The 11,121-nt window shown below is 63.5% G+C and carries 15 protein-coding genes; 3 read left to right on the top strand and 12 right to left on the bottom strand.

The genetic code is table 11. The annotated features are described in order from the left end of the window. Positions 1 to 6 precede the first annotated feature (6 nt). From ASE59_RS20700 to ASE59_RS10820, 3 genes are read right to left on the bottom strand one after another with little or no spacing between them, the layout of a single operon-like run. Positions 7 to 678, bottom strand: coding sequence for a hypothetical protein (locus tag ASE59_RS20700; protein WP_235515730.1), 672 nt, complete (start codon positions 676 to 678; stop codon positions 7 to 9). Next, entirely contained in the window at positions 639 to 1,112 is a 474-nt protein-coding gene (locus ASE59_RS10815) for a hypothetical protein (protein ID WP_056455960.1), read from the bottom strand. The genes ASE59_RS20700 and ASE59_RS10815 overlap by 40 nt, the downstream gene beginning before the upstream one ends. Before the next feature lie 59 nt (positions 1,113 to 1,171). Then, on the bottom strand, positions 1,172 to 1,354 hold the full coding sequence (locus tag ASE59_RS10820) for a hypothetical protein (RefSeq protein WP_056455962.1): 183 nt from the start codon (positions 1,352 to 1,354) through the stop codon (positions 1,172 to 1,174). 43 nt (positions 1,355 to 1,397) lie between these two features. Here ASE59_RS10820 and ASE59_RS10825 point away from each other — a divergent pair, with 43 nt between their 5' ends. After that, a complete protein-coding gene (locus ASE59_RS10825) occupies positions 1,398 to 1,667 on the top strand; it encodes a hypothetical protein (protein ID WP_056455964.1) in 270 nt (89 codons plus the stop codon). A gap of 317 nt (positions 1,668 to 1,984) precedes the next feature. On the opposite strand, the gene ASE59_RS19190 is transcribed toward ASE59_RS10825, so the two are convergent. The 4 genes from ASE59_RS19190 to ASE59_RS19835 all read right to left on the bottom strand — a co-directional run bounded on the left by ASE59_RS19190 (position 1,985) and on the right by ASE59_RS19835 (position 3,587). Further along, entirely contained in the window at positions 1,985 to 2,539 is a 555-nt protein-coding gene (locus tag ASE59_RS19190; RefSeq protein WP_162235309.1) for an ImmA/IrrE family metallo-endopeptidase, read from the bottom strand. Positions 2,540 to 2,541: 2 nt separating this feature from the next. Continuing rightward, on the bottom strand, positions 2,542 to 2,901 hold the full coding sequence (locus ASE59_RS10830) for a helix-turn-helix domain-containing protein (RefSeq protein WP_056455966.1): 360 nt from the start codon (positions 2,899 to 2,901) through the stop codon (positions 2,542 to 2,544). A 294-nt stretch (positions 2,902 to 3,195) separates the two neighbouring features. Further along, positions 3,196 to 3,438: a hypothetical protein gene (locus ASE59_RS10835; RefSeq protein WP_056455968.1), complete on the bottom strand. Its 243-nt coding sequence runs from the start codon at positions 3,436 to 3,438 to the stop codon at positions 3,196 to 3,198. Next, the gene (locus ASE59_RS19835) at positions 3,438 to 3,587 is read right to left on the bottom strand and encodes a hypothetical protein (protein WP_156360033.1); all 150 of its coding nucleotides are present in this window, start codon (positions 3,585 to 3,587) and stop codon (positions 3,438 to 3,440) included. Before ASE59_RS19835 ends, ASE59_RS10835 begins: the two co-directional genes overlap by 1 nt. A 474-nt stretch (positions 3,588 to 4,061) precedes the next feature. Here ASE59_RS19835 and ASE59_RS10845 point away from each other — a divergent pair, with 474 nt between their 5' ends. Then, complete coding sequence (locus ASE59_RS10845) at positions 4,062 to 4,739, top strand: CC0125/CC1285 family lipoprotein (protein WP_056455970.1); 678 nt, start codon at positions 4,062 to 4,064, stop codon at positions 4,737 to 4,739. A gap of 201 nt (positions 4,740 to 4,940) precedes the next feature. On the opposite strand, the gene secA is transcribed toward ASE59_RS10845, so the two are convergent. The 3 genes from secA to ASE59_RS19195 all read right to left on the bottom strand — a co-directional run bounded on the left by secA (position 4,941) and on the right by ASE59_RS19195 (position 8,914). After that, the gene (secA, locus tag ASE59_RS10850) at positions 4,941 to 7,688 is read right to left on the bottom strand and encodes a preprotein translocase subunit SecA (RefSeq protein ID WP_056455972.1); all 2,748 of its coding nucleotides are present in this window, start codon (positions 7,686 to 7,688) and stop codon (positions 4,941 to 4,943) included. A gap of 89 nt (positions 7,689 to 7,777) precedes the next feature. Next, on the bottom strand, positions 7,778 to 8,032 hold the full coding sequence (locus ASE59_RS10855; protein WP_156360034.1) for a hypothetical protein: 255 nt from the start codon (positions 8,030 to 8,032) through the stop codon (positions 7,778 to 7,780). 96 nt (positions 8,033 to 8,128) lie between these two features. After that, positions 8,129 to 8,914, bottom strand: coding sequence for a TonB family protein (locus ASE59_RS19195; protein ID WP_162235310.1), 786 nt, complete (start codon positions 8,912 to 8,914; stop codon positions 8,129 to 8,131). A 68-nt stretch (positions 8,915 to 8,982) separates the two neighbouring features. Between ASE59_RS19195 and argJ the strand changes: the two genes are divergently transcribed. After that, positions 8,983 to 10,209 (top strand): bifunctional glutamate N-acetyltransferase/amino-acid acetyltransferase ArgJ, encoded by a 1,227-nt coding sequence (argJ, locus tag ASE59_RS10860; RefSeq protein ID WP_056455976.1) that lies wholly within the window; start codon positions 8,983 to 8,985, stop codon positions 10,207 to 10,209. Here the strand turns inward: argJ and ASE59_RS10865 are convergent. Both ASE59_RS10865 and trxA read right to left on the bottom strand, forming a co-directional pair. After that, positions 10,187 to 10,786, bottom strand: a complete 600-nt coding sequence (locus tag ASE59_RS10865; protein WP_156360035.1) for a hypothetical protein — start codon at positions 10,784 to 10,786, stop codon at positions 10,187 to 10,189. The two genes, argJ and ASE59_RS10865, sit on opposite strands and share 23 nt — an antisense overlap. Further along, positions 10,786 to 11,109 carry a thioredoxin gene (gene trxA / locus ASE59_RS10870; RefSeq protein WP_055760313.1) on the bottom strand — a complete coding sequence of 108 codons (324 nt, stop codon included), beginning with the start codon at positions 11,107 to 11,109 and terminating at the stop codon, positions 10,786 to 10,788. The genes ASE59_RS10865 and trxA overlap by 1 nt, the downstream gene beginning before the upstream one ends. Positions 11,110 to 11,121: the final 12 nt, after the last annotated feature.

An 11,121-nucleotide genomic window follows, 5' to 3' on the forward strand; every position in this document is an offset into this window, starting at 1 on the left:
AGGCGCTCAGTCGCCAAAGTCCATATCCTCAGCAGGTTCGGAAAACAGGTGAGCGAGCGCCGCGTCGAGGTCCGATCGCAGCGCCAGCGCGCCGCCGCGCGGGCCGCGGGCGCGGAACTGGACCTTGCCCGTGCGCTCCCACGCGCGCAGCTGCGCCTCGGCGACGCCGGTATAGGCGAGCGCCGCGTCGCGGTTCATGGCAGCCGGCCAGTCCGGCAGATCACGGAGGGCCAGCGCGCCCATCAGACGCAGCCGCCCATGCGATAGCGCCGCCAGTACCGGTCCCAGCGCACGGCCGCGCCGGCGGCGATCGTCGCGCAGCTGAGCGACCGGCCGTCCGGCAGCATGCAGCGGGCGACGACGCGACTGTAGCTGCGGTCGACCGGCTGGCAGCGCATGACCTTGCGGAGCGTCAGTCGCTCGACGATCCGGCGGCTGGCGCGCGCCTTGACGTCCGAGCAGGTAGGCATGCTCGCCGCCGAACCGTTCGCCCGTCCCGTTTCCGACCAAGACCGCGTCGGGGAAGCGCGCTTTGATGAACTTGCGGAAGCGGCGAATCCACCGGCGCTCGAGGTGCTTGGCCTCGGCGCGATACAGTTGCTCGCGCGCTTCGCAGACCGCGTTACAATATGCGAACTTCACCACCGGCGATGCTGGCGGCAGAGCGTTCGTCGGCATCTATATCGACTATAGCGAGCCGGACAGCGGCGATCCGGCCGCCTACCGCTGGACACGCCTGTCCCTTGCTTGACCGACACCGCCACATTGCGGGGCAGCTGGCCCGGCTTCGTCACGCCGGCATACGTTGCGTTCAGGACGATCGCTGCACTACCGAGGTCGAGCGCGAACGGTGACACCCCGTTCGCACCGTCCGCACCCCGGCTGAGTGACCAGACATAGGCCGCCGGGTCTTGAATGTCGGCGACCTGATAGTCGGTCCGCAAGCCGATGTACCGGCGGTTCAGCGCCTGTGCGTCATCGGTCGTGAAGTCGACCGAGCCGTCAGGCGCGTTCGCATAGGCTGTGTGGACGTAGGGCGTGCGGCCATCGGCGCCCGGCGCGCCGGGCAAGCCGTTGTTGCCGTCAAGGCCGCGCAGCTGGTCCGGCTGCAATGCGCGGTGCTCGCGGCGATCGGCCAGCCGATGCGCGACGACTGCCCGCGCTGACAGCTTTACCGCTCGAGCGCCATCACCGCGACGACCGCCATCTCGCGGAACTTGCTCTGCCACGTCGCACCCGCCTGGTCCCACGGCGTCGCGACCTCAAACTCGCCCATGCGGCTGTCCCACATCTTTTCCGCGACGCGCTCGACTAGCGCTTCGCGGTTATTCGTCGTGCAGAGCCGGCACGCCATATCGAATCCTTGCGTTGATGTTCCCTTTCCGTTCCATAGGCGGATGGGGCGGCACGAGCGAGTCATCATCGAACTGGCGGTAGCCGTCCTGCGCCAAGGCGTGACCCGGTGCGGCGAAGAGCGCGTCGACACGCATGCGGTGCGGCTGGCGCTGCGCTGTCTCCTGCCCCACTGCCGCGAGCGCTGGCCGCTGGTGTCATATTGGGAGGGAGCGGGCGGCGAGCATGAGCTCGGCCGGGCGCAGACGGTGACCGCGGCGTTCAATGGGATCGTGCGGCAGTTGCGTCTATCCGGCGCTTGGGAGGATGCATAACGAAAGCCGCCGGTCGTGCTGGGGCACGACCGGCTTGGAAATCAGGAAGAGTTGGTCCGCTTACGCAGCATCAACGAGGATCCGGAAAGCCTTCTTGCCATACCAGCTGGCATAGACGCGCTTTCCATCCCGCGTGATCCACTTCACGAACACCCACTTCTTCCCCTCAGGGGCAGGAGTCGATGACACAACGTGTCTCCGAATGGGCGGCCCGACGTTATTGCTTCCTTCACCGAAAGCGATTATCTCGCACCTTGTCACAGGGCTTCGGTAAGGATCGCTCACCCGTTTCAGGGGCCGCGTTCTGATCTGGGCTTTTAAGGGGTCTGGCGCATGCTGGGCCCCTTATCCATTGCGAACGGCAGACCGAGCTTGCTTGCTCGGACCGTGGCCGCTGCCTTTGTGATTTTGAATCGAGCTGAAATCTCGTCTGCCGACAGACATCTCCGAACGGAATCAGCGGGTGCTAGAAAGGCTGCTGCGAAGCAATCGGCCTGCCATTCTGGGTCACGGTACGGTTTAACTGCACCTCTCGCTAGTTCTACGCGTCTGCCGGTGTGAAGTAAAAGATGCCCTAGTTCGTGCGCCAACGTGAACTGATAACGAAGATGGCCATCCGAAAGAGCGCGATAGCATCTTTCGCTGATCCGAATGCATCTTTCGTTCATTGAAGTAGTCGCCTCGGCATCGCCTAGTTCACTGTTCGGTACAATATCGTACCAGAATCCTTCCAACGCATCTGGCAATTGAAGCTCTATGAGTTTTAGCATCTCGACTGCTTGGTGGTCGTCGTAACCGAGTGTACGTCGCACCTGTACAGCATACTCTTCGATCTTAGCCTTGCTCAAAGGCGCTACGACCACCGGGTTCATACTCATTTATCCTCACCTCGAACAATGCTCTGGATACGAGTCTTTGCCTCAGGTGTTAGGCGAGCGAATTCATGAGCGAACTCGTTCGCGATGAATTTGTCCTGGTCGCTTGCGGAGCTATCAAGTCTGATTTTGAACTCGCTTACCGAGAGGGCTTCAGCTGAGCGAAGAGCTTCGATCGCCGTAGCATCAAGTCCAAACATCCTTACGACCTTACCGGTCATATCGGACGGGATTGCCTTTTTCCCCGTTTCGATCTGGCTTAAATAACTAGGGCTCATGGCTAGAGCCTCAGCCATTTCGCCCAGCAGCATCGCATGGTCGATCCGGAGATGTCTGATCGCTTTGCCGTAAGGGGTCATCGCGCCTGTCCTTTCCCGCCAGTGGACCCCCCACGTACAATAGCCGTCCCATTAGCTTTTCCTCGCATTAGATTACCCCCCGGTGTTGCCGAATCGCTTTTAACCGATCGGTAAATTTATTGCAAGGCAGGTAAACCAGTCGCGGCGCTAGGGAAGCCAGGCTGCTGCGGTTATCATGCGCATGGAAGGACTAGGCCAGCAGCCAGCGCACGGCAGTTGCGACCGTCGACGTGACCGCCAGCGCCATCAGCACCGCGATCACCGTCGCCTCGATCTGGAACAGCGTCGGTCGTTTCATTCCGCCGCCTCGGCTGGCGTCCACGGCTCCCGCGCGCCCAGCCGCCGTTCGTCCACCCGGAAGTGCTTCGCCAGCACCAGCCGGTCCGCCTCGTCCAACCGCGCCGGCGTCCCGCGCGTTACGAACTGGTGCAGGTAGGCGGCGTTGCGGCCGATCAGTCGCGACAGGGACGACAGACTGTCGCCGCGATCCTCGGCGAGCGCGACCAGTGTGGCGCGGACCTCGTCGGGGGACGGCATTAGACGTCGAGGCCACGACGCTCGATCTCGTCCGCGAGCGCATCCTGCTCGGGATCGCCGGCTTCGGCGTCGCTCTCGATGTAGGCGCGGCGCAGGTCATGGTCGGACATTGCAGCGATGCGTACCTGCCGTTCGTCAGTGTCTGTCATCGGCCGCCCTTCCCTGCCCGGCTATCGGCCTAAACCGTCGCCTATCGCCTATCGCCTGCCGAATGTCGAGTGGTGACACGGTTCAAAACCGACACAGCTTTCGACGCCAGCCGCCATTCAGACAAATTCGATATCCCCAGAGGGTATCAACGCGGTACAGAGCATGAAAACCGGTGAACGCGCGTTGAAAAATAACGGTTTACGCTCGACTGTTAATCGAGCGGCCGTAGGTTCGAATCCTACTCAGGGAGCCAGCGACACCCCCCGGAAAATCTGGAATTTTCCCCGATCGGGGCACCGCGTTGTTGCGGCAAGGTGGCGGTTGTTTTCGGCGTCGGGCTACACCCGATGGACGTCGCCGGAAATGCTTCGTCACACAATTGCTGAACCGGCGTTCAGCATCGGGTAATCTGATGTACGCCACGCTCCGTCGTGCTGCGTCCCTGGACCCGAACCCACGGCGGATCGTTCTTTATGGCAATGGACGATCGCCATGAGTCGGTAGCCATGGCGGCATTGGAGAAACTGATGTTGCTGCATCCTACCCCGCGTGCCCGCATTCGCGCGATCGGCACCACTCTTGTTGGAGCGCTGGCACTGGCCGCCTGCGCGACGCCGACCCCGTATCAGCCGGCATCCGGGTCCGGCTTCTATCGCAACGGCTATACCGACCAGCAGATCGAGCCGAACCGGTATCAGGTGGCCTTTTCGGGTAACAGCCTGACCTCCCGCGAGACGGTCGAGCGCTATCTGCTGTACCGCTCGGCGCAACTGACGCTGGAACGCGGTTACGACTATTTCCTGATGGCCGACCGCGATACCAATCTGCGCAGCCGGACCTATTCGACGCCGGGCGTCGGTGGATTTGGTGCGGGGTTCGGCGGCTGGGGCGGTGGCTTGGGCTGGGGCGGCTGGGGTCCGGCATGGCGCTATCGCAGCCCGGCGTTCGGCTGGCGCGCATGGGATCCGTTCTGGGGCGATCCGTTCTTCGGCAATTCGATGGATATCCGCACGGTCGACAAATATGAGGCGATGGCGGAGATTGTGCTGGGCAAGGGTCCCAAGCCCACCAACAACATCCGCGCCTTCGACGCGCGCGCGGTGTTGCAGAGCCTCGGGCCGAGCGTGATGGAGCCAGAACCGCGGCGGTAACGCCGTCATCCGGGCTTGAATATGGAAAGGCCGCCGTTCCCATGGGGAGCGGCGGCCTTTTCTATGGCGCTGTAGACATGCGCCGGGCGATCCATCGTATCCCCGCGCAGGCGGGGATCCAGGGTTACGAAGCGTAACGCTCTTGGCTCTGGATTCCCACCTGCGCGGGGATACGGGAAGGTACCGGACTACGCGGAGTGCTTACGCGACCAGCGCGCCGTGGCAGTGCTTGTACTTGCGGCCCGAACCGCACGGGCAGGGCGCGTTGCGGCTGACGCGGCCTTCCCAACTGGCCGGATCGTCGCCCAGATCCTCGTCGGGCACCGGCGCCGCCATCTGCAGCATCGGCACGCGGGTGGTGATCAGGCCCTGCGCGCCCTCCCCGCCCCAGCTGTCGTCCTCGCCGGTCAGCGGGTCGATATGCATGGTCAGGAAATCGGGCAGTTCGGGAAGCTCGGGCGGTGCCTGGAAATTGAAGTTGGCGTGCGCCATCGTCCGGGTCACGTCCTCGCGGATGCTGGCGAGCATCCGTTCGAACAGCGCGAACGCCTCCTGCTTATATTCGTTGATCGGCGTCTTCTGGGCATAGGCGCGCAGGTGGATGACCGCCCGCAATGCGTCGAGCATCGCCAGATGCTCCTTCCAGTGATGGTCGAGCGTCTGGAGCAGGATCGACTTTTCGATCTGGGTCCAGCTGTCGGCATCGAGTTCGGCCGACTTCGCATCGACCAGCGCGTCCGCATCCTTGCGAATGCGCTCTTCGAGGGTTTCGGCGTCGAGGCCGTCCTCGTTCGCGATCCAGTCGGCGACCGGCGCATCGACGCCAAGCAGCTCGGCCGCACGCTCCCGCAGCCCCTCGACATTCCATTGTTCGGGATAGCTGTCGGGCGGCACGGCGTCGCCGACCACGGTGTTGACCGTCGCATGGCGCATATCGACCACGACGTCGCCGACCGTCTCCGCGTCCATCACGTCGGCGCGCTGTTCGTAGATGACCTTGCGCTGGTCGTTCATCACGTCGTCATATTCGACGACCTGCTTGCGCACGTCGTAGTTGCGCGCCTCGACCTTTTTCTGTGCGGTTTCGATCGCGCGGCTCAGCCACTTGCTGCCGATCGCCTCGCCGTCTTCGATATTGTTGCGCATCATCTTGGCGAACAGCGTGTCCGGTCCGAAAATCCGCAGCAGATCGTCGTCGAGGCACAGGTAGAAACGCGACAGGCCCGGATCACCCTGACGCCCCGAACGGCCGCGCAACTGGTTGTCGATGCGGCGGCTTTCGTGGCGTTCGGTGCCGAGCACGAACAGACCGCCGGCCTCCAGCACCTTCTGCTTTTCCTCGACGATCTCGGCGCGAACGCGAGCCAGCGCGGCGTCATATTCGCTGGTGCCCTCGACCAGATCGGGGTGTTCGTCGAGCATGCGGAACTCCGCATTGCCGCCCAGCTGAATGTCGGTGCCGCGCCCGGCCATGTTGGTGGCGATGGTCACCGCGCCCAGACGGCCCGCCTGCGCCACGATATGCGCTTCGGATTCGTGGTAGCGCGCGTTCAGCACCTTGTGATCGACGCCCTCCTGCGTGAGGAAGTCGGACAGCATTTCGGACTTTTCGATCGAGACGGTGCCGACCAGCACCGGCTGCCCCTGCGACGCATGGACGCGGATCTTCTTGGCGATCGCGCGGAACTTGTCGTCGAGCGTCTTGTAGAACTCGTCCTCTTCATCGACGCGGCGGACGGCGACGTTGGTGGGGATAGAGACGACGTTCATCTTGTAGATGTCGAAGAATTCGGGCGCTTCGGTCGCCGCTGTGCCGGTCATGCCCGACAGCTTCGGATACATGCGGAAATAATTCTGGAAGGTGATCGAGGCGAGCGTCTGGTTCTCTGGCTCGATATTCACGCCTTCCTTGGCCTCGGCGGCCTGGTGCAGCCCGTCGGACCAGCGGCGGCCGTCCATCATGCGGCCGGTAAATTCGTCGATGATGACGACCTTGCCGTCCTTCACGATGTAATCGGTATCGCGCTTGAACATCATGTTCGCGCGCAACGCCTGATTCACATGATGCACGACCTGCGTGTTTTCAAAATCATAGAGGTTGGCGCCGACCAGCAGCCCGGCCTCCTCCAGCATCCGTTCGACCTTCTCGGTGCCGTCCTCGGTCAGAACCACCGACTTCTGCTTCTCGTCCTTCTCATAATCGTCGGACGCCAGCCGCTTCACGATCTCGTCGACCGAGCGATACAGGTCGGACTTGTCGTCAGTCGGACCCGAGATGATGAGCGGGGTACGCGCTTCGTCGATCAGGATCGAGTCGACCTCGTCGACAATCGCGAAGTTGAACGGCCGCTGCGTCATCGACGCGCGGTCGAACTTCATATTGTCGCGCAGGTAATCGAAGCCAAATTCGTTGTTGGTGCCGTAGGTGATGTCGGCGGCATAGGCTTCGCGGCGCTGGTGATCGGGAATGTTCGGCACGATCACGCCGGTCGTCAGGCCAAGGAAACCGTACACCTGCCCCATCTGGGCCGCGTCGCGCCGTGCCAGATAGTCGTTGACGGTAACGACATGGACGCCCTCACCCGGCAGCGCGTTCAGATAGCAGGCGAGCGTCGCGACGAGCGTCTTGCCCTCGCCGGTGCGCATCTCGGCGATCTCGCCGCGGTGGAGGACGATACCGCCGACCATCTGCACATCGAAGTGGCGCATGCCGAGCACCCGACGCGCGGCTTCGCGGACAGTGGCGAAGGCTTCAGGCAACAGCGAGTCGAGCCTGGCACCGTTCGCCAGCTGCTCGCGGAACTTCGGGGTCTGCGCCGCCAGTTCCTCGTCGGACATGGCGGTCAGGGTGGGTTCGAACCCGTTGATCTTGTTGACGATCGAACCGAGCGACTTGACGTAGCGGTCGTTGGACGACCCGAACAGCGATTTGGCGAGGCCACCGAACATGGATGTGCTTCCTTGGGAATGCGGAGCGCGCGCCGCGAACGATCCGGCGGCTGCGCGTTGGAAAAGGGACGGAGAAGCGCGGGTGGGCGCTATTCGTGGGTGCGCAGCGTCCGGTCGCGGACGGCGACATGCGGGGCGGGCGTCAGGAACAGCGGTTGCGGATCACCGGCGAGCGGCTGTTCGGGTCGAACGATCGTGGCCGACGGCGCTTCGACGATCGCGACCGCGATCTGCCCCGCAACCGCCTGCGCAGCCGCCACCTGCCGCGCATTCGCGACTCCCACGCCGGGGAGCAGGCCGGTCAGGCCCGTCAGCAGCGCAGAGAGGAACAGCAGCAAACGCAAGCGATACGTCCAGACGGTTTGGTTTCGCGACGGGTCGCCCGGTCGCAAGTGGGCGAGACATAGGGAATGGGCGGCCCGGCGTCCACCCGGTCGGCGCTACTTGTTCGGCTGGAACGCCCAGCGTGTTTCGAAGGTCACCCGGTGAGGTCGTCCGTTCGATGGCGGTGTGTAGCTTCCCCGCGTTTCACACGGTACGATGCCTTTGCCTGACTCCCGCTGCGAACAGTCGGCAATCGTACCATCCGGTTGCAACGTGAAGTTTCGCTCCACTATCCAGTTCGGCGGCACGTCGCTGGACGGCGCATCTGCAGGCATTGGATCACCTTCCACAAGCTGCCTTACCGTGCGTGTCGCCACGCCGTTGCGATGCCGACCGGTCATAAACTGGCTGACGACCAACGAGTCGCCTACGCGCAGGCATACCGGCATTTCACTGCCCAGTTCGCCCGAGGCGCGTCCGGCACAGTCGGCAATATTGCCCTGTGCATCAAACGTCAGTTGCTCAATTAGCGCGAACGACCGTACCACCGTTGGCGCGACTACCGTCGACGGCCGGTTCCACTTGACCCGCATCTTCCATTTGCCCGCTACGGACCTGGCTTTGGCGTCGGTTGCGGGTTTGAAAGAGCCACGTTCCATTACCAGACGGCAGGTCGTGGTATCGAGAATTGCACTACCGCTGGACTGCGTCGTTTGACAGCTGGTCGGTTTACCGGCCGGATCGACCTGCGTTTCGAACGCGACGATGCCCGCTTCCCCCTTTTGCAGCGCTTCGGCCGGGTAATCGTCTTGCGTTACCCACAGATGGGCGTCCTTTGCTTGCGGATCAGTCTGCGCCCACGCCCCACCCCCACAACAAAGCGTTGCAACCGCCGCGCCCATGCGTAGGAACCGTCGCATCTCCACCCCCTGCCCCATCTGCGGCGCAGGCTAGACCGGACACCGCGCCCATGTCGACTGCCGTATCGCCGCTCGCCACGCCCTTTCCCGCGCTGCCGCCTATCGCGGGGGTGACGCTGCGCGTGGCGCGGGCGCGGTACAAGAATTGGGATCGGTGCGACCTGACCTTTGCGACGCTGGCCGAGGGGACGGCGGTGGCGGGGGTGCTGACCAACAGCAAATGCCCCTCGCCCGAAGTCGAATGGTGCCGCCGCGCGCTGGTGCTTGGGCGCGCGCGGGCGCTGGTGGTCAATGCGGGCAACAGCAACGCCTTTACCGGCGACCGGGGCCGCGCAGCGGTCGAGGCGATCGCGGCACGTACTGCGCAGGCGATGGGGTGCCAGCCCTCCGATGTGTTCGTCGCCTCGACCGGGGTGATCGGCGTGCCGCTGCCGATAGACAAGGCCGAGGCCGGGCTGGACGCGGCGTTCGTCGCCGAACCCAGTGACTGGGAAGCGGCGGCGGAGACGATCGGCACGACCGACACCTTCACCAAGGGCGCATTCACCGCCGCGAAGGTCGGCGACCGGACGGTCAAGCTGGCCGGCATCATCAAGGGGTCGGGCATGATCGCGCCCGACATGGCGACGATGCTGGGGTTCATCTTTACCGATGCAGCGGTCGATCCGGCGTTCCTGCAAGCCGCGCTGGAGGCGGCCAATCGCCAGACCTTCTCGTGCATCACGGTCGATGGCGATACCTCGACCAGCGACACGGTGCTCGCCTTCGCGACCGGCGCGGCGGGCGGACAGCCGATCGCGTCGTTCGATGACGACGGGGCGGATGCGTTCGTGGCGGCGCTCCACGACCTGTGCCGGCAGCTGGCGCATCTGGTGGTGCGCGATGGCGAGGGTGCGACGAAGTTCATCGCCGTCACCGTCGAAGGTGCGGACAGTGACGGCAGCGCCCACCGGATCGCAATGAGCATCGCCAACTCGCCTTTGGTCAAGACCGCCATCGCGGGCGAGGACGCGAATTGGGGCCGGGTGGTGATGGCGGTCGGCAAGGCTGGCGAGCCAGCCGAGCGCGACAAGCTGGCGATCCGGTTCGGCACGACGCAGGTGGCCGAGGGCGGTCTTGCGGTGGCGGGCTATGACGAGGCGCCGGTCGCCGCGCACCTGAGGGGACAGGACGTCGAGATCGGCGTAGACCTGAACCTCGGTGAAGGGCGCGCGACCGTTTGGACCTGCGACCTAACGCATGGGTATATTTCGATCAACGCCGATTATCGGAGTTGATGGTTCGCGGGTCAAAACCGTCAGGTAGATAGTCGTAATGGGTCAGGAGCAGGTCGGCTTTGACCATGCGGTCGACAAGCAGCAGGCGCTTGCTCATGCCCATATGACCATAGCGCCCTGGTCGCACCGTTTCGCGACCGACGAACCTGACCCGCCACAGCCGATACTGACCGTCGCGCTTGCCAAAATTGCTGGCAAAAGCCCGAGCAGCGCGCAGGTTGGACGCCTCGTCGACGTCGAACCAGATAGAAGGTGCAGTATAGTTACGTCCGCTCGGCCAATCGATCGGGACAAATCGGCGGCCTTCGAATTCATCTACGTAAATGCCGTCGTAGGAACGGGGTGGCAAAAAGTCGTAGCATCGGCGGGGACCGACGAACTGGTTAATCCTTGTTCCACCAACGCTTTCGATTTCGAAGCATCGGAATTTCGGGTCGTAACCGGTCAACAATCGAATACCGTTGTCGACCAACCGCTTCGCGGATGACGTGTCCGTGGGCGATGCCCAGCCAAGGCCGACGCAGACAAGAACCAAAAGGGCGAAGATCGTCCATCCGACCTTCACCCTCCGTGTCATCAGCCCAGTTCACCCTCGAGCCACGCCTTCAACTGGCTCTTCGGCCGCGCGCCGAGCAGGTCGGCGACCGGCTGGCCGTTCTTGAACAGCTTCAGCAGCGGGATCGACTGCACGCCCATCGAACCGGCGGTGTCGGGGTTGGCCATGATGTCGACCTTGGCGATCGTCACCTTGTCGCCCAGTTCGTCGGCGATTTCTTCGAGCGCCGGGGCGATCATCTTGCACGGGCCGCACCAGTCCGCCCAGAAATCGACCAGCACCGGCTTGTCGGATTGCAGGACGTCGGCGGAAAAGCTGGCGTCGGTAACGGTCTTGGTCGGCATATATATCTCCTT

This window comes from Sphingomonas sp. Leaf10 (assembly GCF_001421245.1).
Lineage (GTDB): Bacteria > Pseudomonadota > Alphaproteobacteria > Sphingomonadales > Sphingomonadaceae > Sphingomonas.